Genomic DNA, 21,540 nt, shown 5'->3' with positions numbered 1-21,540 from the left:
ACGACCGCACCACCCCCCACAGGGGACCGCCGGGCCCGCGCGGGCGCGCGACTGGGCGGAGATCCAGGAGCGCATGCTGGTGCCGCTCTACGAGGCGGTGTACGACCGCCTGGAGGTCGGCCCGGCGAGCAGCGTGCTGGGGCTGGGCTGCCGGTCCGGGCTGGCCCTGCTGCTCGCCGCCGGACGGGGCGCCCAGGTCGCCGGGCAGGAGCCGGCGGACGAGCTGCGCGAGCTGGCCCGGGACCGTCGGCTGCGGGTGTGCGCGGGGGCCCGGCCGACCGCCGCCGTCCCCCGCTCGGCCCATTCGCTGGTGACGGTTTTCGACCAGCTGCCCGGTTCCGCCGAGCCCGGCCCGGTGGTCGCCGAGGCGGCCCGGCTCACCCTCCCGGGCGGGCACGTGGTGCTTGCCGCCTGGGGCCCGCCGGAGCGCTGCGAGAGCGCGCCGGTGCTGGACACGGCCCGCCGGATGGCGGGGCGGACCACCTCGCGCGACCCGTTCGAACTGAGCGCGCCGGGCGCGCTGGAGGACCTGCTCGCCCCGGTCGGCCTGCGCCCGGCCGGCAGCGGCCGGGTGGCCTGCCCGTTCGCCTACCCGGACCTCGACAGCGCGGTGCGCGGCCTGCTCTCCACCGGGCTGTTCGAGGCGGCCGAGGAGTTCTCGGGTGCCCCGCTGGTCGCCAAGGAGCTGGAGGAGGCGCTGCAGCCGTACCTGCGCCCGGACGGCTCGGTCCGGATGGAGAACGTCTTCCGCTACCTGATCGCCGAGCGGCCGGGCTGAGAGCCCCCGAGAACGCGAAAACCGAGGGCGCTCGCCACCACGGCGGGCGCCCCCGGTCACCCGTTCACGCCTCCTCGTCGGAGGTCTTCCTCGGCACTCCCGCAGCCCGGTAGGCCGCCTCCTCGTCCAGCGTCTCCGCGTCCAGCAGCGCCGCCGCCAGCGCGTCCAGCCGGTGCCGCTCCTCGTTCAGGATCCGCACCGCGTCCTCGTAGCACTCCGCGACGATCCGCCGGGCCTCCTCGTCCACCGCGTCCAGCGTGGTCGGCGCCGCCGACAGCCCGTACGCGCCCTGCGCGTCCGCGGGCACGGCGGTGAGCCGCCCGACCCGCTCGCTCATCCCCCAGCGCCCGGCCATCCCGCGGGCGATGTTGGTGACCTGCTCCAGATCGCTCTCCGCGCCGGTGGTGATCACCCCGTAGACCACCTGCTCGGCGGCCATCCCGCCGAGCGCGCCGATGATCCGGCCGCGCAGGTAGGGCTCGGTGTACGAGTAGCGGTCGTTCTCCGGGGTGGAGAGGGTGACGCCGAGGGCGCGGCCGCGCGGCACGATGGTGATCTTGCGGACCGGGTCCGCGCCCGGCTGGAGCATGCCCAGCAGCGCGTGGCCGCTCTCGTGGTACGCCGTCCGCTCGCGCTCCTCCTGCGGCATCACCAGCGGCCGCACGGCGCCGAGCTGGACCTTCTCCAGGGCGTCCGAGAGGTCCCGCTCGTTGACCGCGTCCTGCTCCCGCTTGACGGCCAGCAGGGCCGCCTCGTTGACCAGGTTGGCGAGTTCGGCGCCGGTCATCCCGGGGGTGACCTTGGCCAGCTGGGTGAGGTCGGTGTCACCGGCCAGCGGGACGGTCCGGGTGTGGATGCGCAGGATCGCGGCGCGCCCCTCCCGGTCGGGCGGGCTGACGGTGATCCGGCGGTCGAAGCGGCCGGGGCGCAGCAGCGCCGGGTCGAGCACGTCGGCCCGGTTGGTCGCGGCGATCACGATGACGCCCTCGGAGCCCGTGAAGCCGTCCATCTCGGTGAGGATCTGGTTGAGCGTCTGCTCGCGCTCGTCGTGCCCGCCCATGCCGCCGCCGGCGCCGCGCTGGCGGCCGATGGTGTCGATCTCGTCGATGAAGATGATCGCCGGGGCGACCTTGCGGGCCTCGGCGAACAGTTCGCGGACCCGGCTGGCGCCGACGCCGACGATCATCTCGATGAACTCGGAGGCGGAGGCGGAGAAGAACGGCACGTCCGCCTCGCCGGCCACGGCCCGGGCGAGCAGGGTCTTGCCGGTGCCGGGCGGGCCGCTGAGCAGCACCCCGCGCGGCATCTTGGCGCCGAGCTTGCGGTAGCGCTCGGGGTTCTTCAAGTAGTCGACCACTTCGGTGAGTTCGGCCTCGACCTCGTCGATGCCGGCCACGTCGGCGAAGGTGGTGCGCTTGCCCTGGTCGGCGGCGACCGGCTTGGGCGGGGCCTTGCGGCCGAGCGGTCCGCCGCCCAGGCCGCCGGCCATCCGACGGGCGAGCAGCACCCAGATGAAGACCAGCAGCAGCATCGGGGCGAGCGAGAGCAGCAGGTTGGTGAGGAAGCTGCGCTGCTGGACCGGCGAGGTGGCGGTGACCTCGACGCCCTGCTGCTGCAGGGTGGTCCACAGGTTGTCACCCGCGAAGGAGGGGCGCTGGGTGTCGAACTCGGTGTAGTCGCCCTTGCCGCCGTCGGGTTTGGGCTGGGCGCTCTTGAGGGTGCCCTCGATCGCGTCGCCCTTGGAGTAGATCTTGGTGATGTTGCCCTTGTTCAGCTGGTTGTTGAACTCGGTGTAGGAGATCGTGGTGGCGCCCTGGTTGCCGAAGAACGACAGCAGCAGGTCGGAGATCAGGAACACCACGAGCGCGGTGAGGACGAGGCCCGCCCAACCGCCGGGCATCCGGCGGCGGGGCGGCGGCGGGGGCGGGGCGCCCTCGGACCGCCAGGGCTGGTCGGGGGTCTGGCGCGGCGGTACGGGTTCGGTCACCCACCGGACGATACGGACAGCCGCTCGGGCGGGCCAACCGCAACGCCGCGCCCGACCGCCCGTACGGCCGCTCCCAGGCTCGCGACCAGCGGATATGACACCCCGTCGGCGGCCTACGCCGCGCTGCCCGGCCACTCCTCCGCGGTCAGCGCGAACCGCTCGTGGTCGCGCCAGTCCCCCTGTAGGAACAGCATCCGCGGGGTGTAGCCCTCGTGCCGGAAGCCCAGCCGCTTGGCCAGCGCGATCGAGCGCTCGTTGTCCGGCTGCACGTTGATCTCCAGCCGGTGCAGGCCCAGCCCGTCGGCCGACTGCGGGGCGAAGCAGCGGTCCAGGACCAGCCGCAGCCCCTCGGTCATCCGCCCGGTGCCGGCGTACGGCAGGTACGAGTCGTAGCCCAGTGAGGCGTTGCAGAACCGGCCCATCACGATGTTGGCGACGTTCACCTTGCCGACCAGCCCGCCGGTGTCCCGGTCGAAGATCAGGAAGGTGTGCAGGCCCGCCCCCTGGCGTCCCAGCAGTTCCGGCAGGCCGTCCGGCTCGACCGGGTTCCACCGCCCGATGTGCTCGGCGGACCGTCGGACCGCCTCCGCGTACACAACCTCGTCCTCGGCCCTCGGGGCCCTGATCACCACTCGCACGCCGACATCATCTGACATGCCGACATCATCCGGCACGGCACCGGCCGTCGGACGCGCGAACGGCCCGCCGCCCGGAAAGCTCCGGACGACGGGCCGCACGACAGGACGCCGAGGACTACAGCAGGTCCTTGAACTCCTTGGGCAGTTCGAAGTCGGCCGGGCCCTTGCCCGCCCCGAGACCGAACGCACCGCCGTCGGCCGGGCCCTGACCGGCGCCCGGACCGAGCGCGCGGCGCTCGGCGGCAGCGGCCTCCTCCTGCGCCCGCTTCAGCGGGTTGCCGCTCTTGCGCTTGCCCTTGGCCTGCGGGGCCTTCTTGCCGGACTTCTTCGCGCCGCCGCCCATGCCGGGGATCCCCGGCATGCCGGGCATGCCCTTGCCGGAGGCCATCGCGGACATCATCTTGCGGGCGTCGAAGAACCGCTCGACCAGGTTCTTCACCTCGCCGACCTGGACGCCCGCGCCCTTGGCGATGCGGGCCCGGCGGGAGCCGTTGATCAGCTCCGGCTCGGCCCGCTCGGTCGGGGTCATCGACTTGATGATCGCGCCGACCCGGTTGACGTCCTTGTCGTCGATGTTGTTGATCTGCTCACGGATCTGGCCCATGCCGGGCAGCATGCCGAGCAGCTTGGAGATCGAGCCCATCTTCTGGACCTGCTCCAGCTGGGACAGGAAGTCGTCCAGCGTGAAGGCCTTCGGGCCGCCGCGCAGCTTGGCGGCGATCTTCTCGGCCTCGGCCTGCGAGAAGGTCTGCTCGGCCTTCTCGATCAGCGAGAGGACGTCGCCCATGCCCAGGATGCGCGAGGCCATCCGGTCCGGGTGGAAGGCGTCGAAGTCGTCGACCTTCTCGCCGTTGGAGGCGAACATGATCTGGCGGCCGGTGACGTGCGCGACCGACAGGGCGGCACCACCGCGGGCGTCGCCGTCGAGCTTGGAGAGCACGACACCGGTGAAGTCGACGCCTTCGAGGAAGGCCTGCGCGGTGGTCACCGCGTCCTGGCCGATCATCGCGTCGACGACGAACAGGACCTCGTCCGGGTTCACCGCGGCGCGGATGTCGGCGGCCTGCTGCATCAGCTCGGCGTCGATGCCGAGGCGGCCCGCGGTGTCGACGATGACGACGTCGTACTGCTTCTGCTTGGCGTACTCGATCGAGTCCTGGGCGACCTGCACCGGGTCGCCGACGCCGTTGCCCGGCTGCGGACCGTAGAAGGCCACGCCCGCGCGCTCGGCGACGACCTGGAGCTGGTTGACCGCGTTGGGGCGCTGGAGGTCGCAGGCGACCAGCAGCGGGGTGTGCTTCTGGCTCTTCAGCCAGTGGCCGAGCTTGCCCGCGAGGGTGGTCTTACCGGCGCCCTGGAGACCGGCGAGCATGATGACCGTCGGGCCGTTCTTGGCGAACCGCACCCGGCGGGTCTCGCCACCGAGGATCGCGATGAGCTCCTCGTTGACGATCTTGATGATCTGCTGGGCAGGGTTCAGCGCGCCGGAGACCTCGACGCCGGTCGCCCGCTCCTTGACCTGCTTGATGAAGGCCCGGACGACCGGCAGCGCGACATCCGCCTCGAGCAGCGCGATGCGGATCTCGCGGGCGGTGGCGTCGATGTCCGCCTCGCTCAGGCGGCCCTTGCCCCGGAGGTTCTTGAACGTCGCTGCGAGGCGATCGGAAAGGGTGTCGAACACGTCGTCGCGGGTCCTCTGCGGCATCGGTATCAGTACGGTCGTCGTCCCCCAGGGTATCCGGCCGCCCCGGGTACGGTCTCCACCCCCGTGCGGGAGACCCCCGGAGCAGCCCGGCACCGGCCCCGCGGCGGCCCGGCACCGGCCCCGCGGCGGCCCGGGACCGGCTCCCGGGACCGGCCCTCGGCACCGGTCCTCAGCCCAGCGCCGCCCGGACCGCCGCCGCCACCTCCCGGGCCCGCTCGGCGGTCAGCGGACGGCCCGCCGGGTCCGTCAGGTAGAAGGAGTCGACGGCCTCCGCACCCAGCGTGGAGACGTGCGCGGTGCGCACCCGCACGCCCGCCCCGTCCAGCGCCCGGCCGATCCGGTGCAGCAGCCCGGGGGCGTCGTGCGCCCGGACCTCCAGCACGGTCGCGGTCGCCGAGGCCACCGCGGGCGCCACCGCGACCAGGGGCGGCGGAGTCGGTATGCCCCTGCGCCGCGGGGCGGCGGCGTCCCGCTCGGCGAGGCGGCGGGTGACGTCCAGCGAGCCGTCCAGTGCCCGGCGCAGGTCGGCGCGCAGCCTGGCCGCCTCCGGCAGCTCGCCGAACTCGGCGGCCACCCGCCAGGACAGCAGCAGCACCGGGCCGGCGCCGATCGGGTCCAGCTCGCTCAGGCCCGCCGAGCGGACGGTCAGCCGGTGCAGCGCCAGCACCCCGGCGACCGTCCCGAGCAGCCCGGGCCGGTCCGGGACGGCCAGGGTCAGCTCGACGCCCATCGGCTCGGTCTCCGGGGCCGCCCCCACGGCCTGGGCGAGCACCGACAGCGCGGGGGCGCCGGTGCGGGCGGCCTCGACCGCGAGCCGCTCCTGCTCGGCGCTGGGCTCGGCCTCCACCGCCGGGGTCCCGCCCCCGGCCAGTCGGCCGGCGGCCCGGGCCACCAGGCCGTCCACCAGCGAGGCCCGCCAGCTGCTCCAGGCCGCCGGGCCGGTGGCCAGCGCGTCGGCCTCGGTGAGGGCGTGCAGCAGTTCCAGCTCCGTCACGGTGCCGACCGCCTTGGTGATCGCCTCCACGGTGGCCGGGTCGTCGGGGTCGCGCCGGGTCGCGGTGTCGACCAGCGTCAGGTGGTGGCGGACCAGCACCGCCAGGGTCGCGGTGTCCTCGGCCGGGAAGCCCATCCGGGCGGCCAGGTCGCGGACGATCACCTCGCCGGCCTCGCTGTGGTCGCCGGGCCAGCCCTTGCCGATGTCGTGCAGCAGCGCGGCGACCAGCAGCAGGTCCGGCCGGGCCACCCGGCGGGTCATCGCGGCGGCCCGCACGGCCGTCTCGACCAGGTGCCGGTCCACCGTCCAGCGGTGCACCGCGTTGCGCTGCGGTCGGCAGCGCACCCGCTCCCAGTCCGGCAGCAGCCTGGTCACCAGCCCCTCCGCCTCCAGCGCCTCCCACACCGGGACGGCCGCCTCCCCCGCCCCCAGCAGGGTCACCAGCTGTTCGCGCGCCTCGTCCGGCCAGGGCACCGGCAGCGGACGGCACTCGGCGGCCAGTCGGCGCACCGTCGCGTACGAGACGGTCAGCCCGTTCTGGGCGGCGGCGGCTGCGGCGCGCAGCGGCAGCACCGGGTCGGCGGCCGGGCGGGCCGCCTGGGCCAGCACCGCCTCGCCGTCCTGTTCGACCACGCCCTCGGCGAGCGGGCGGCGGGCGACGGTGCCCCGGGCCACCGCGCCCGGGCCGCGCCCGGCACCGGTGAACGGGAAGCCCAGCCGGCCCACCCGGCGGCCCCGGCCGGACCGGGCGGCGAGCACCCGGTCCACCGCCCGCCAGGTGACGTCGCTCGCGTAGGCGATGGTCCGGGCGGCCTCGTACACCTGGCGCAGCAGGGTGTCGGCGTCCAGCACGCCGAGCCGCTCGGCGACCTGGTCCTGGTCCTGGAGGCTGAGCCGCTCGGTGGCCCGGCCGGTGGCCAGGTGCAGCGCGTCGCGGACGTCGGCGAGGCGCTCGGCGGCCGCGTCCAGGCCGTCCCGGGGCGCGTCGGCGAGCCAGGTGGCGGCGACGGCGTCGAGCGAAACCAGGTCGCGCAGGCCGCCGCGGGCCTCCTTGAGGTCGGGCTCCAGCAGGAAGGACAGCTCCCCGTGCCGCTCGGCCCGCTCCCGGCCCAGGTCGCGCAGCTCGGGCAGCCGCGCGGGGGCGCTCGCGCGCCAGTCGGTCAGCACGGCGGAGCGCAGTGCGGCGGTGAGCGCCGGGTCCCCGGCGAGGTGGCGCGCGTCCAGCAGGCCGAGCTGGGCCTTGAGGTCGGCGGCGGCCACCGCGCGGGCCTCGGCGACGGTGCGCACCGAGTGGTCGAGCTTGGCGCCCGCGTCCCAGACCGGGTACCAGATCCGCTCGGGCAGCTCGCGGGCGATCGGGCCGTCGTGCAGCAGCAGAACGTCCAGGTCGCTGCGCGGGGACAGCTCGCCCCGGCCGTAGCCGCCGACGGCGACCAGTGCGACGCCGGCCGGCGGGGCCCCGGCGGCCGCGAGCAGGGCGGCGAGCCAGTCGTCGGTGAGCCGGGCGAGCGCGGCCCGGCGCGGGCGGCCGGTCAGCCCGGGCCGGTCGAGCAGCTCGGCGCGGGCGGCGGTGTGGTCCGACCGGACGGCCGGGTCCGCGGGGCCCGCGGGGCCGTCGAAGGGGTCGGAGGGGCTGGTCTCGGTGGTCATGCGCGTGGGGTCCCGTCCGTGCGTGCGGGTTGAGCCGTCCTGCGGTCGAACCTTCGTGCGGTTGGAGTCCTGCGGTTGGTCCTGCGGTTGAGCGGGGGCGCCCCGGGCGGCCTGCGCCCCGGGCGCCGGTACGCCGAAGGGCGGACCCGCCCCCGCTGGGGGCGGATCCGCCGGATCGGTCAGTGCCTCACAGGGCGTCCGGGCCGCGTTCGCCGGTGCGGACCCGGACGGCCGTGTCGACCGGCACGCTCCACACCTTCCCGTCGCCGATCTTCCCGGTGCGGGCTGCCTTCACCAGGACGTCGATCAGGTCGTCGGCGTCCTCGTCCTCGACCAGGACCTCGATCCTGACCTTCGGTACCAGGTCGACGGTGTACTCGGCGCCCCGGTAGACCTCGGTGTGTCCGCGCTGGCGGCCGTAGCCGCTGGCCTCGGTGACGGTCAGGCCGTGGACCCCGAAGGCCTGCAGGGCGGCCTTCACCTCGTCCAGGCGGTAGGGCTTGATCACAGCGGTGATGAGCTTCATCAGGCGTCGACCTCGGTCTTCTCAACGGACGTCTCAACGGACTTGTCGGCAGGCTTCCCGCCGGACGCGGCGCCGGTCCCCACCGACGTGAGCGCCCGGGCCAGCCCCGCACCGACGGCGCTGAAGTCGTAGGCGGACTCGGCGTGTTCGGCCTGGTCGATGCCGGCCACCTCGACCTCCTCGGGGACCCGGAAGCCGACCAGCTTGTCGACCGCCTTGGCCAGCAGCCAGGAGAGCACGAAGGAGTACGCCGCGACCACCGCCACGCCCAGCGCCTGCTTGCCGAGCTGGCCCAGCCCGCCGCCGTAGAACAGGCCCTTGGCGGCCTGGCCGACCCCGCCGGTGGCGAACAGGCCGATCAGCAGCGAGCCGATCGCCCCGCCCACCGCGTGCACGCCGACCACGTCGAGCGAGTCGTCGAAGCCCCAGCGGTACTTGAGCGAGACGGCGGCGGCGCAGGCGACGCCCGCGATCAGGCCGATCGCCACCGCGCCGAGCGGGCTGACCGAGCCGCAGGCCGGGGTGATCGCGACCAGTCCGGCCACCGCGCCGGAGGCGGCGCCCAGCGTCGTGAACGCGCCGTGCTTGAGCTTCTCGAAGACCAGCCAGCCGATCAGCGCCGCGCCGGTGGCGACCTGGGTGTTGACGAAGGCCATCGCGGCCACGCCGTTGGCGGCCAGCGCCGAGCCCGCGTTGAAGCCGAACCAGCCGAACCAGAGCAGCCCGGAGCCGAGCATCACCAGCGGCAGGCTGTGCGGGCGCATCGGGTCCTTCTTGAAGCCGACCCGCTTGCCCAGCACCAGGCAGAGCGCGAGGCCCGCGACACCGGCGTTGATGTGCACGGCCGTGCCGCCGGCGAAGTCGATCACGCCGTTCCGGTCGCCCAGCCAGCCGCCGTTGCCGTTGTCGGTCATGAAGACCCAGTGCGCGACCGGGAAGTAGACGACCGACACCCAGAGCGCGATGAACAGGCCCCAGGCGGAGAACTTGGCCCGGTCCGCGACGGCGCCGCTGATCAGCGCCGGGGTGATGATGGCGAACATCAGCTGGAACACCGCGAACGCCGTGACCGGGATCGATCCGCTGAGTTCGTTCAGCCCGATGCCGCGCATCCCGAGGAAGTCCAGGTTGCCGATGAGTCCGGCGAAGGCGTCCGGCCCGAAGCTGAGCGAGTAGCCGTAGAGGACCCAGAGCACACTGACGATGCCTAGCGAGAGGAAACTCATCGCCAGCATGTTCAGTGTGCTCTTGGCCCTGACCATGCCCCCGTAGAAGAAGGCCAGGCCCGGGGTCATCACCATGACCAGGGCCGCACTGATGAGCACGAAGGCGGTGTCGCCCGCGCTGAAGCCGTCCGGCATCGGCGTCTCCTCTGCGTGAAAGCCGCTCCACCCCCGGGTACCTGTCCCGTGCCACCCGGGGCGGCGGCGATGAAGAGGAGAGTGCCGAAGCCTGGTTTCGGCCAGTGCGACCGGTTGTTTCGCGGCCGTGACGCGTGCGACGCGCGGGTTACGGGCACGTGAACCGTGCCCCCGACACTGGGCCGGATGGGTTACCGTGCCGCCGCACTGACCGGTCCGCGACAGAAGTGCCACCGACCGTGACGGCGGCGGCCGTCACGGTCGGTGGAGTGTGCCGCAGGGGTCCGCTCAGACCACCGAGACGAACTCCGGGATGTCCTGAACCACCCGCTCCTGGAGCCGGCTCACCGCGTCCACGCCCTGGAACCGGGCCGCCGCCGCCTCCGTGGTCTTGCGGACCCGGGAGTTCAGCCGCTCCGACCGCACCTTGGTCGCGATGTCCACCGCCTGCTCGGCGTACCTCGCCGCCTCCTCGGCCTCCCGCTGCAGCAGGTGCACGCTGGCCATGCCGATCAGGTTGAAGGCGTACGAGCGCACGTGGTCGTCGTCCTGCCGGAACAGGTCGACCGCGCGCTCCATCACCGGCGCCGACAGCGAGGCGTACAGCTGGGCGTTGTCCGAGTGGTACGCGAGGTCGCGGTAGGAGTGGGCGTTCTCCGCGTTCAGCTCGGCCGGCGAGAAGAACTTCAGCCAGTCCGGGTCGCCGTCGCCGTCGCGGATGTCGGTGAAGGTGTCCTCGGACAGCCGGATCGCCCGGGCGCAGCGGTTCACCTCGCCGATGGTGGCGTAGGCGCGCGCCTCCATCGCGTACAGCAGGGACTGCTGGCGGGGGGTGGCTGTGTCACGGCTGCCGTACTGCGCCAGGTGGATCAGCTCCAGGGCGTCCTCGCCCCGGTTGAGGTGGATCATCTGGCGGCTCATGTCGGTGAGGATCAGCGCGCCGAACGGGCGGTCGCCGGCCTCCTTGGCCGCGTGCAGCGCCAGCACGTAGTACTTCTGCGCGCTCGGGTGCATCCCGACGTCGTAGGACATCCAGCCGGCCAGGTGGGCGAGTTCGGCGGTGAGCCGGAACAGCCGCTTGGTGGTGTCCTCGCTGTACGTCTCCTGGAGCAGGTCGGTGACCTCGTGGAGCTGGCCGACCACGGCCTTGCGGCGCAGCCCGCCGCCGTTCTGGGCGTCCCACTGGCGGAACATGACCGTGGTCTGCTCCAGCAGTTCCAGCTCGGGCTCGGAGAGCCGGCCGGTGAACGCCTCGCCGCCGTTGGCCGCGGTGAGGATCGGGGTGGGGACGCCGGTCGGGCCGGGGGCGAGCCAGCGCTGCATCGGCTCGATCAGCGCGGCGCCGGCGGTCAGCGCGAGGGAGGTGCCGAGGAAGCCCCGGCGGTTGAGCATCAGGTCGCTGCGGGAGTAGTCACTGACCAGCTGGACGGTCTGCGGGGCGCTCCACGGCAGGTCGACGCCGCCGCCGACGGTGGAGACCGGGATGGCGGCGCGCAGGCCGAGGTCCTCGACCGAGACCACCGAGCCGAAGCGCTCCGAGAACAGCTCCGACATGATCTTGGGGATCGGCTCGCGCGGCTGCTCCCCGTCGAGCCAGCGGCGCACCCGGGAGGTGTCGGTGGACACGTGGTGGGCGCCGATCTGCCGGGCCCGGCGGTTGACCTGCCGGGCCAACTCGCCCTTGGACCAGCCGCTGCGGGCGAACCACGTGGTCAGCTTCTCGTTGGGTTGCTTCTCTGCCATGGGAACGTCCCCATCCCGCCCGGCCCCTGCGGGGCCCCCGATCGTGACCGCCCGACGGTTGCGGGCTCTTGCCAGACGTGCCGTGCCTGCGGTGTCAGTACCGCTCGTCGTACTGGTGTGCCATCGTCGCGGACGGTCCGTCAGATCCCCAACTCCCGTTCCCCGACGGCTCGGAGCAGGTGATCCGACGACGTCCGTGTGCTGAACGTAGTGCCCCGTGAGCCACCCGTGGGAGCGTCCCTGGCGAAACGCCACCTTTCGCCACCCCCAGGAGTGAACCGAAGCCCGGAGGCAGGCGCTTGACTGGGTAGTCGCGACGGTCCGGCATATGCGGGCCGCCAAGTCCCCCGGCCAACCCCGGCAGACCCGGCAGACCCCGCAATCCATCGCTGCCCCAGGCGAGTTCGCCGCCCACTCGGGGCGGCAACCGTCCCGCGCACACGACGATCCGGCATCGGCGCCGCCCCCACAAGGCGGCGCCCGAGGCGCACCGCCGCAACAGGCGCACGCCAAGCGCTGCGCGCCGCCACCGCACCACGCACCACGCAACGGACAATCAACACACAGTCACCATCCCGTAACCATCGGCAACGAGAACCTGTTGGGGGAGGCATGGACAACCTGTTCGGCGAACTTCGACTGGGGCACCTGCGGTTGGCACCGCTGGGCGCGCGCCGCCGCACCAAGGTCACCGCGTCCCAGGCCGCCGCGGAGTACACCGGCCGCTGGGGCTGGACCGTCGCCACCGGCGAACCGGCCACCGGCACCCCGGACACCGGCGCCGCCGCCCCGACCCGCTGTCCCTGCGGCTCCCGGTGCTGCGCCGCCCCCGGCCTGCATCCCGTACCGGGCACCGCCGACCGGGCCGGCGCCACCGGCGCCGAGGGCTCGGTGCTGTTCCCCACCGGCCGCGCCTTCGACGTACTGGACGTGCCCGAGCCCGCCGGCCTCCAGGCCCTGGTCCGGCTGGAGCGGATGGGCACCCAGGTCGGCCCGGTGCTCGCCCCGCCGACCGGCCGGCTGCAGTTCCTGGTCGCCGCCGGCACCGCCCGCCGACTGCCCGACCTGCTGTACCGGATGGGCTGGGACGACGCCGCGCTCGACCTGGCCTGCCACGGCGAGGGCAGCTACGTCGCCGCCCCGCCCACCGTCCTCGGCGGACTCGGCCCGGTCCGCTGGCTGCGCCGCCCGACCCGCGACAACGCCGGCTGCCCGCCCGAGGCCCGGCTGCTGCTCGGCACCCTCGCGTACGCCTGCCACCGCAGCCGCGAGCGCACCGCCGAGCCCGCCTGGATCGCCTCGTGACCCACTGACTCGCCCGCTCGCCTCCTGGCCCGCCCGGGGCGGGGCGCACCCCCGGCCGCAAGCCCTCCGGGTACGCGAAAGGGCCCGCCCCCGGAGGAGCGGACCCCGACCGACGGGGAGATCCCGGTCAGTCCCCGATCAGCGCGTCCACGAACGCACCGGGCTCGAACGGCGCCAGGTCGTCCGCACCCTCGCCCAGACCGATCAGCTTGACCGGCACGCCCAGCTCGCGCTGGACCGCGACCACGATGCCGCCCTTGGCGGTGCCGTCCAGCTTGGTCAGCACGATGCCGGTGATGTCCACCACCTCGGCGAACACCCGGGCCTGGATCAGACCGTTCTGACCGGTGGTGGCGTCCAGCACCAGGAGCACCTCGTCCACCGGGCCGTGCTTCTCGACGACCCGCTTGACCTTGCCCAGCTCGTCCATCAGGCCGGTCTTGGTGTGCAGTCGGCCGGCGGTGTCGATCAGCACGGTGTCGACGCCCTCGGCGATGCCCTCCTTGACCGCGTCGAACGCGATCGAGGCCGGGTCGCCGCCCTCCGGGCCGCGCACGGTGCGCGCGCCGACCCGCTCGCCCCAGGTCTGGAGCTGGTCCGCGGCGGCGGCACGGAAGGTGTCGGCCGCGCCGAGCACCACCGTGCGGCCGTCGGCGACCAGGACCCGGGCCAGCTTGCCGGTGGTGGTGGTCTTGCCGACGCCGTTGACGCCGACGACCAGGACCACGGCCGGGCCCTCCTCGTGCTTGGTGGAGCGGACGGTGCGGTCGGCGTCCTTGCCGACCAGCTCGACCAGCTCCTCGCGCAGCAGGCCGCGCAGCTCGTCGGGGGTGCGGGTACCGAGCACCTTCACCCGGGTGCGCAGCCGCTCGACCAGCTCCTGGGTCGGGGCGACGCCGACGTCCGCGGTGAGCAGGGTCTCCTCGATCTCCTCCCAGGTGTCCTCGTCCAGGTGCTCGCGGGAGAGCAGCGAGAGCAGGCCCTTGCCGAGCGAGTTCTGCGAGCGGGAGAGCCGGGAGCGCAGCCGGACCAGCCGGCCGGCGGTGGGCTCGGGGACCTCGACGGCGGGCGCCGCCTCGGCCTCGGCCGGGGCCTCGACCACCTCCTCCTCGGCGGCCTCGGGAAGCGGCACCTCCTCGACGGTGCGGCGGGGCTCCTCGGTCGGCGGCGCGGCCTCCTCGCCGACCTGGGGCTCCTGCGGGGTGGTCTTCGGCGCCGTGATGACCGGCGCCTGCGACTTCGGGGGCAGTTGCTGGCGTCGTCTGCCGGAAACGACGAGGCCCGCGATCGCGCCGACGGCGACCACGGCGATGACTACGGCAAGGATCACGTATTCCATATCCCGTCCAGTATCCGTGACGGGAGCCGTTCCGGACCGCAGCCCGGCTAGACCGTCACCGTACGGACGCCTTCCGGCCGCCGATCGCGCCGCTCCTCGCGCAGCCGCTGGCTGATCACCCGGGAGATCCCGTCGCCCTGCATGGTCACCCCGTACAGGGCGTCGGCGGATTCCATGGTCAGCTTCTGGTGGGTGATCACGATCAGCTGGGAGCTCTCCCGCAGCTCCTCCATGATCCCGACCAGCCGGCGCAGATTGGTCTCGTCCAGCGCCGCCTCCACCTCGTCCATCACATAGAACGGGCTGGGCCGGGCCTTGAAGATCGCCACCAGCAGCGCCACCGCGGTCAGCGAGCGCTCGCCGCCGGAGAGCAGCGACAGCCGCTTGACCTTCTTGCCGGGCGGACGGGCCTCCACCTCGACGCCGGTGGTGAGCATGTTGTCCGGGTCGGTCAGCACCAGCCGCCCCTCGCCGCCCGGGAAGAGCCGGGCGAAGACACCCTCGAACTGGGCGGCCGTGTCGTGGTAGGCGGAGGTGAACAGCTGCTCGACCCGCTGGTCCACGTCCCGGACGATGTCCAGCAGGTCCCGCCGACTGCGCTTGAGGTCGTCCAGCTGCTCGCCGAGGAACTTGTGGCGCTCCTCCAGGGCGGCGAACTCCTCCAGCGCCAGCGGGTTGACCTTGCCCAGCTGCTGGTACGCCTTCTCGGCGGCCCGGAGCCGCTTCTCCTGCTCGGCCCGGACGTACGGGTACGGCTCCCCCGGCTCCTGCCCCTCCTCCGCCGTGGACGGCGGCACCGGCCGGTCCGGCCCGTACGAGGCCAGCAGCTCGCCGCCGTCGATGCCGAACTCCTCCAGCGCGCGGGCCTCCAGCTGCTCGATCCGCAGCCGCTTCTCGGCCCGCAGCACCTCGTCCCGGTGCCCGGCGTCGACCAGCTTGTCCAGCTCCTCCTTGAGCCCGCGCCCGTGCTCGCGGTGCTCCCGGAGCTCGTGCTCCCGCTCGGCGAGCGCCTGTTCGGCGGCCGCGCGCCCGGCGTCCGCCCGGGCCAGCGACACCTCCAGGCAGGCGAGCAGCTGCCGGGCGCCCGCCGCGACGGCGTTCGCCACCCGGGCGTCGTGCTCGGCGCGCCGGCGGCGCTCGGCGGCCCGGGCGCGCGCCTCGCGCTCGGCGCGGGCGGCCCGGTCCAGCTGGTCGGCCCGGCCGGTCAGGGCGCGGACCCGCTCCTCGTGGGTGCGCACCGCGAGCCGGGCCTCCAGTTCGGCCTGCCGGGCGGCGGAGGCGGCCTCGGTGAGCCGCTGCTGCTCGGCCCGGTCCGGCTCGTCCTCCCCCGCGTCCGCCGACTCCTCGGCGGCGGCCAGTCGTTCGGCCAGTTCCTGGGCGGTGGCGAGCAGTTCGGCCAGGCCCTGTTCGGCCCGCGCGGCGGCGGCCGAGAGCCGTTCGGCCTCGCCGGCGGCGGCCCGGGCCTGCCCGCCGAGCCGGCCGAGCGTGCCCGCCACCCGGGCCCGCTCCTGCTCCGTCCGCCGCCGCTGTTCGCCCAGGCGCTCCAGTTCGGCGGCCGACTCCCCGCGCAGTTCGGTGAGTTCGGCCAGCCGCCCGGCCGCCTCGGCGCAGCGCAGGTCGAGTTCCCCGATCGCCCGGGCGGCCTGGTCCACCGCCGCCTGGGTCTCCAGCAGGCTGGGCGCGCCGCCGGAGCCGCCCTGGGCGAAGCCGGCGCCCAGGAGGTCGCCCTCCGCGGTGACGGCGGACAGTTCGGGGCGGTCGGCGACCAGCCGCAACGCCTGGTCCAGGTCGGCGACCACCGCGATCCCGGCCAGCCGGTTGCGCACGGCGGCGAGCAACTCGTCCGGCCCGTCGACCAGTTCGGCGGCCCACCGGGCCTGTTCGGGCAACTCGCCGTCGGCCTGCGGGAGTTCCGCGGCCCCGGCGACCAACAGTGCGGCCCGCCCCGCGTCCTGGGCGCGCAGCAGCCGCAGCGCCCCGGCGGCGGCGCCGGGCGAGTCGACGGCCACCGCGTCGGCGGCCGCCCCGAGCGCCGCGGCGAGCGGCAGCTCGTGGCCGGGTTCGATCCGCAGCAGTGCGGCGGCCGGGCCGAGCAGCCCGGTCAGCCGCTCCCCCGCCGCCAGCAGCGCGCCGGTGCCGTCCTTGCGCCGCAGCCCGAGCGAGAGCGCCTCGTGCCGCGCGGTCAGCCCGGCCCGCTCGCGTTCGGCGGCTCCGGCCGTCTCCCGGGCCCCGGCCAACTCCCGTTCTACCTCGGCCAGTCGGGCCCGGGCCCGCTGGTACCCGTCCTCGACCCGGGCCTCGTCCCCGGCCGAGCCGTCCACCTGTTGCTGGAGCTCGTCCAGTTCGCCCTGGGCAGCCTCGGCACGCAGCAGGGCCTCGTCCCTGGCCTCGGTGAGCCGGCCGATCTCGGCCTGCGCCGCACCGGCTCGGGAGCGGGCGGCGGCGGCCTGCCCCTGGAGTCGGGCCAGGCCCTCCCGGCGGTCGGCGATGGCCCGGGCGGCGTCCCGCAGCCGGCCGTCCTCGACGGCCAGCGCGCGTTCCAGCTCGCCCTTGCGCTCGACCGCCTCGGCCAGCGCGTACTGGGCCTCCTCCAGTGCCTCGGCGAGCACGGCCTCCTCCTCGCGGACCCGCTCGGCCTCCCGTTCCAGCTCCTCCGGGTGCCGGCCGCGCCGTTCCTCGGCGGTGCCCCCGGCGACGGCGTGCCGGGCCCGGGCCTCGGCCAGCCCGATCGTGCCGCGGGTGCGCTCGGCGAGCGCGGAGAGCCGGTACCAGGTCTGCCGGGCGGCCTCCAGGCTCGGCCCGAGCTGCTGGACCTGCGCCTCCAGGACGCGTTCGCGCTGCACGGCGCGGGCCAGTTCCTGTTCGACGGTGGTGCGGCGCAGCCGCAGGGCCAGCTCGTCGGCGACCTCGGCCTCGACGGCCCGGCGCAGGGTCAGCAGGTCGTCGGCGAGCAGCCGCAGCCGGGCGTCGCGCAGGTCGGCCTGGATGCCGGCGGCGCGCCGGGCCACCCTGGCCTGCCGGCCGAGCGGTCCGAGCTGGCGGCGCAGTTCGGCGACCAGGTCCTGGACGCGGTTGAGGTTGGCCTGCATCGCGTCCAGCTTCCGCAGCGCCTTCTCCTTGCGCTTGCGGTGCTTGAGGACCCCGGCCGCCTCCTCGATGAAGGCGCGTCGGCCCATCGGGTCGGCGTGCAGGACGGAGTCGAGCCGACCCTGCCCGACGATGACGTGCATCTCCCGGCCGATGCCGGAGTCGGAGAGCAGCTCTTGGATGTCCAGCAGGCGGCAGGTCTCGCCGTTGAGCGCGTACTCGCTGCCGCCGTTGCGGAACATGGTCCGGGTGATCGTCACCTCGGAGTAGTCGATCGGCAGGGCGCCGTCGGCGTTGTCGATGGTGAGGCTGACCTCGGCCCGGCCGAGCGGGGCGCGCCCGCTGGTCCCGGCGAAGATGACGTCCTCCATCTTGCCGCCGCGCAGCGTCTTGGCACCCTGCTCGCCCATCACCCAGGACAGCGCGTCCACCACGTTGGACTTGCCGGAGCCGTTCGGGCCGACCACGCAGGTGATGCCCGGTTCGAAGCGCAGGGTGGTGCTGGAGGCGAAGGACTTGAATCCGCGCAGCGTCAGACTCTTCAGGTGCACGCGGCCGGTCTCCTCATCCACTCACGAGGGAACCGACTGTATCCGGAGTCCGACACGACGAAGGGACGCCACATCCGGGCGTCCCTTGCAAAGCTGCGTCCCTTTCGGGGCGGCTCAGTGCACAGCGGCGTCGATCTGGGAGGGCCGGGACGGGCTCAGGTCAGAGCCGGCTCCCGCTGGTCCAGATCGATGCTGTTGAGCAGCGAGTGCTCGTCAGCGACAGCGGTGAGCGCGTCGTTCTCAGCCTGCATCCGAAGGAGCTCCGACTCAAGATCCTGGACGCGCTGCTGAAGCCGTCGCATCTCGGAGAGCATTCGCGGGTCGGGGCCGCCGACGTACCCGAGAAGCGCCTTTGCCATGATGAATGGTCCTCCACGCTGAGTGACCGAACCGGAACGGTACAGGTCTAGGGGGAAGGGGGACGCACGCGCGGCGCGCTCCGGAAGTGCTGGCTGGGCACTACGGCACAACCGCCGTGAGCTGGGCTCACGAGAGCATGCGCCTGCCGGGGAACGCGATCGTGTGCGCGGGCTTCAAGCGTCTCACCAAAGACGGAAAGGGTCAACACGATCACCGCACGCTACCGCGCCCCTGTCACCTGCCCGGCGGTGTCGTCACGCCTGGGGGTCTCGGGCCCGGGTCCACCACGTGCTCGTGGATCATCGTTCGATGCGGAGTCAACCACGAGTCTGCCCGAATGGCAACCGTATGACACCGACGGTTGCCGATCATTTCCGGGCCGCGACCGCGGCGCCCTCCGGGGCGGTGGCTCAGCGGATCTCGAAACCCTCGTAACCTGCGCCGACGGCGGTCCAGATCTCGGTCACACCGCTCACCGCGCCGGGCGTGTCGGGGCCGCGCAGCAGGTCCAGCAGCAGCTCGCAGTCGGCGGCCGGGCCCTCGGCCACCACCTGCACCCGGCCGTCGCCGAGGTTGCCGGCGTACCCGGTCAGCCCGATCTCCAGCGCCCGTGCCCTGGTCCACCAGCGGAACCCGACCTCCTGGACCTTCCCCCGGACCCAGGCGGTCACCCGGACCGGTTCATCACTGTGGGCATCACGACCGTGCATGCCCCCGACCCTAACCGGCCGCCGGGCGGGTCACCGCTCCACCGGGCCCTCGACCGTCCAGCGGCGGGGTGGGGACGAGGGCGGGGGTGTCGGCGGTCACAGCGCCGGCCCGCCGCAGCGGGTCCCGTCCCCAGCGCCGGCCCGGGACGGCGAACGGCCCCGCCGGTCGGAACCGGCGGGGCCGTGGAGCCGTGGGTCATGCCCGGGTCAGCGGGTCACCAGTCGTCGCCACCGCCACCGAAGCCACCGCCGCCGAAGTCGGAGTCGCTGAAGCCGCCGAAGTCCGAGGCGTTGAAGTCGGCGCCGGTGAAGTCACCGCCCTCGTACTGGTCCTGGTAGCCGCCGTGGCCGCCTTCCATCATCGGCGCCGCCGCGTAGGCCGGGCTGCTCATCATCGAACCGAGCACGGTGCCGACCAGCAGGCCGGGCAGCAGGCCGCCGCCGAAGCTGCTGTAGTACCCGCCCGCGTAGGGCGCGTAGGCCGGGCCGGCGTTCCAGTACGGCTGGGGGCCGTGCTCGGTGTCGACGGTGCGCACCGCCGGGTCGAGGCCGGCCGCGACCCGGTCCGCGTCGGCCTGGCAGACCGGGACGCTGCGGGCGGAGCCGCCGGCCGGGGCCCAGTCGACGTCCTTGACGGACGGGCCGTGCCGCGGGTCCATGAAGCACGGGGGACGGCGCTCGGGCAGCGGGCGCTTCTCTCGCCGGGCCGCCAGGGTGGCCAGCTGGAACCGGCCGTCCTCGATCGCCTCGGTGACCTGCTTGACGTCCTCGGGCTTCTTGGCCTCGTCCATCAGCCGCTTGGACTTCTCGTACGAGTCCAGGGCGTGGCTGTAGTCGGCGCGCTGGGCGTCGTCGGCGTCGCTCGCGCGCGGGTCGAAGTCGAGCCGCTCCAGCTCGACGCCGAAGGCGGTGATGTCCTCGTCGACGACGCGGCGCAGCTGCTCCAGCTCGGCCCGGGCCTGCTCCTCCTTGCGCTTCTTGGCGCGGCGGAAGAGGAAGAAGACACCGGCGCCGGCCAGCGCCACCAGCAGGACCGGGATGATCACCCAGGCGATCGAGGTGCTGTGGTTGACCCCGGTGCCCTTGGTCTGCGGGGCGGCCTGGTCGACGAAGTCGTTCAGGGTCGCGTTGATGTCGCCCTTGTCGGCGCGCAGGACGGCGCCCGAGATCCGCGACGCGGCGCCGGGGGCCATCGCACCGCGGTCCGCGTCCGCCTTGAACCCGTCGGCGCCGAGCCAGACGGCGTAGACGCCGTCGATGCCGACCAGGGTGCGCAGGTCCGAGAGGATGGTGTTCTTGTTGGCGTTCTCGGGGACGACCGCGACGAAGATCGGCTTGTCGGCCTTCTCGATCTTCTTGGTCAGCGCGTCCGCCTGCGCCTGGCTGAAGCGGTCCTGCATCGCCGGGGCGACGTAGACCTGGCCCTTCTTCAGGGTGGCCGCGGCATCGCTCAGACCGCCGGCGGCCGAGGCCGCCGGGGCGAACATCAACAGCAGCCCGAGCAGCGCCGCCACCAGGGCAAGTGGCCCGGCGCCCCGGGAACGTCGTGCAAGGGTTCTCATGTCCCCGACGCTACCGTGACCGGCGGCAGAGCACGGCATACCCTTCGCATACTGGTTATGACAGGATTCCCCGCCGTCCGCCGGGGCGGCTCCCCTTCTCGCGGATGACATTTCCCCGAGTCGACCCTGAGACGGGTGGGACGCGGGAACCACATGAGGCGGCCGGACGTACGTCCCGGCAGGCCCGGGGCGGCGCGGGGGGCCGGTCCGGCGCGGTTCGAGGGGGCGTCCCGACCGTACCGCGCGAACGGGCACACTGGTCCCGGACCGCTCGTCCCATTACTTCTTCTTGACCCAACTCCCGATCGGAGCACTCGGTGATCATCGGCCTCGTCACGGCCGTGGCGGCATCCGCCTGCTACGGCACCGGCTCGGTCCTGCAGGCCGTCGGATCCCGCCGCTCGGCCCGGGAGGAGGCAGCGAAGGGCGCCGCCGGCTCGACCACCGAGCACGGCGGGCCGAGCCTGTCCTCCACCGCCAAGGCCGCCGTCACCTGGGAGTTCATCACCGGCACGGTGCTGGACCTGATCGGCTTCGGGCTCGGTGCCCTGGCCGCGCGGCTGCTGCCGCTGTTCCTCTCCCAGACCATCATCAGTGCCAACCTGGTGATCACCGCGGTGCTCAGCATCAAGCTGCTGGGCATCCGGCTCAAGCAGCTGGAGTGGGCCTCGATCGGCGTGCTCTGCTCGGCCCTGGTGCTGCTGGCCGTCTCGGCCGGACCCGAGGGCGGCCACCACGCGTCGACGGCCTTCCACTGGGGGCTGCTGATCGTCACCACCGTGCTGCTGGCCGGCGGCAGCCTGCTGGTGCGCCGGATGGGCTCCAAGGGCGCGATCGTCGCCGGTCTGCTGTCCGGCCTCGGCTTCGGCGCGCTGGGCGTCGGCGTGCGCATCCTGAACGGCGTGGAACCCTTCGACCTGGTCCGGCTGGTCTCCGACCCGGCGCTGTACGCGATCCTGATCGGCGGCCTCGGCGGCATGTACGTGCACACCGTGGCCCTGCAGATCGGCTCGGTGAACGGCGCCACCGCCGCCCTGGTGGTCGGCGAGACGGTGCTGCCCGGCGCGATCGGCGTGCTCTGGCTCGGCGACTCCTCCAAGGCCGGCCTCGGCTGGCTCGGCGTGGTCGGCTTCCTGCTCGCGGTGGTCTCCGCGGTCGGCGTCGCCTACTTCGGCCAGGACACCCACGGCAGCCCCGGCGGGACGCCCGCCGATCAGCCGGAACTCGCCCACAAGTAGCGGCGG

Annotated in this window: 15 protein-coding genes; 3 read left to right on the top strand and 12 right to left on the bottom strand. The window is 73.8% G+C overall.

What is annotated here, in order from left to right; all coding sequences use genetic code 11:
* Positions 1–73: 73 nt before the first annotated feature.
* On the top strand, positions 74–778 hold the full coding sequence (locus tag ABTY61_RS30155) for a class I SAM-dependent methyltransferase (protein ID WP_350508268.1): 705 nt from the start codon (positions 74–76) through the stop codon (positions 776–778).
* 64 nt (positions 779–842) lie between these two features.
* On the opposite strand, the gene ftsH is transcribed toward ABTY61_RS30155, so the two are convergent.
* The 7 genes from ftsH to nsdA all read right to left on the bottom strand — a co-directional run bounded on the left by ftsH (position 843) and on the right by nsdA (position 11,424).
* The gene (gene ftsH, locus ABTY61_RS30150; protein ID WP_350508267.1) at positions 843–2,765 is read right to left on the bottom strand and encodes an ATP-dependent zinc metalloprotease FtsH; all 1,923 of its coding nucleotides are present in this window, start codon (positions 2,763–2,765) and stop codon (positions 843–845) included.
* A gap of 113 nt (positions 2,766–2,878) precedes the next feature.
* Positions 2,879–3,421, bottom strand: a complete 543-nt coding sequence (locus tag ABTY61_RS30145) for a GNAT family N-acetyltransferase (protein ID WP_350508266.1) — start codon at positions 3,419–3,421, stop codon at positions 2,879–2,881.
* Between the two features lie 97 nt (positions 3,422–3,518).
* Positions 3,519–5,084: a signal recognition particle protein gene (ffh, locus tag ABTY61_RS30140; protein WP_350508303.1), complete on the bottom strand. Its 1,566-nt coding sequence runs from the start codon at positions 5,082–5,084 to the stop codon at positions 3,519–3,521.
* A 193-nt stretch (positions 5,085–5,277) separates the two neighbouring features.
* Positions 5,278–7,752, bottom strand: coding sequence for a [protein-PII] uridylyltransferase (locus ABTY61_RS30135; RefSeq protein ID WP_350508265.1), 2,475 nt, complete (start codon positions 7,750–7,752; stop codon positions 5,278–5,280).
* Positions 7,753–7,939: 187 nt separating this feature from the next.
* Positions 7,940–8,278 carry a P-II family nitrogen regulator gene (locus tag ABTY61_RS30130; RefSeq protein ID WP_350508264.1) on the bottom strand — a complete coding sequence of 113 codons (339 nt, stop codon included), beginning with the start codon at positions 8,276–8,278 and terminating at the stop codon, positions 7,940–7,942.
* On the bottom strand, positions 8,278–9,639 hold the full coding sequence (locus ABTY61_RS30125) for an ammonium transporter (RefSeq protein WP_350508263.1): 1,362 nt from the start codon (positions 9,637–9,639) through the stop codon (positions 8,278–8,280). The genes ABTY61_RS30130 and ABTY61_RS30125 overlap by 1 nt, the downstream gene beginning before the upstream one ends.
* Before the next feature lie 288 nt (positions 9,640–9,927).
* On the bottom strand, positions 9,928–11,424 hold the full coding sequence (gene nsdA / locus ABTY61_RS30120; protein ID WP_502895455.1) for a transcriptional repressor NsdA: 1,497 nt from the start codon (positions 11,422–11,424) through the stop codon (positions 9,928–9,930).
* 570 nt (positions 11,425–11,994) lie between these two features.
* Here nsdA and ABTY61_RS30115 point away from each other — a divergent pair.
* A complete protein-coding gene (locus tag ABTY61_RS30115) occupies positions 11,995–12,687 on the top strand; it encodes a bifunctional DNA primase/polymerase (protein WP_350508261.1) in 693 nt (230 codons plus the stop codon).
* 127 nt (positions 12,688–12,814) lie between these two features.
* On the opposite strand, the gene ftsY is transcribed toward ABTY61_RS30115, so the two are convergent.
* From ftsY to ABTY61_RS30090, 5 genes are all read right to left on the bottom strand, one after another.
* Entirely contained in the window at positions 12,815–14,026 is a 1,212-nt protein-coding gene (ftsY, locus tag ABTY61_RS30110; RefSeq protein WP_350508260.1) for a signal recognition particle-docking protein FtsY, read from the bottom strand.
* Positions 14,027–14,073: 47 nt separating this feature from the next.
* Complete coding sequence (gene smc / locus ABTY61_RS30105) at positions 14,074–17,664, bottom strand: chromosome segregation protein SMC (protein ID WP_350508259.1); 3,591 nt, start codon at positions 17,662–17,664, stop codon at positions 14,074–14,076.
* Positions 17,665–17,819: 155 nt separating this feature from the next.
* Complete coding sequence (locus tag ABTY61_RS30100; RefSeq protein WP_030243474.1) at positions 17,820–18,023, bottom strand: hypothetical protein; 204 nt, start codon at positions 18,021–18,023, stop codon at positions 17,820–17,822.
* A gap of 411 nt (positions 18,024–18,434) precedes the next feature.
* Positions 18,435–18,734 carry an acylphosphatase gene (locus tag ABTY61_RS30095; RefSeq protein ID WP_350508258.1) on the bottom strand — a complete coding sequence of 100 codons (300 nt, stop codon included), beginning with the start codon at positions 18,732–18,734 and terminating at the stop codon, positions 18,435–18,437.
* Positions 18,735–18,949: 215 nt separating this feature from the next.
* Complete coding sequence (locus ABTY61_RS30090) at positions 18,950–20,296, bottom strand: DUF4381 domain-containing protein (RefSeq protein ID WP_350508257.1); 1,347 nt, start codon at positions 20,294–20,296, stop codon at positions 18,950–18,952.
* Between the two features lie 317 nt (positions 20,297–20,613).
* On the opposite strand from ABTY61_RS30090, the gene ABTY61_RS30085 reads away from it, so the two are divergent.
* Entirely contained in the window at positions 20,614–21,534 is a 921-nt protein-coding gene (locus tag ABTY61_RS30085; RefSeq protein WP_350508256.1) for a DMT family protein, read from the top strand.
* Positions 21,535–21,540 lie beyond the last annotated feature (6 nt).

The organism is Kitasatospora sp. NPDC096128 (assembly GCF_040303105.1).
Lineage (GTDB): Bacteria > Actinomycetota > Actinomycetes > Streptomycetales > Streptomycetaceae > Kitasatospora.
The sequence above is the reverse complement of the archived record's forward strand: the minus strand, read 5'-3'. Positions and strand labels throughout refer to the sequence as shown.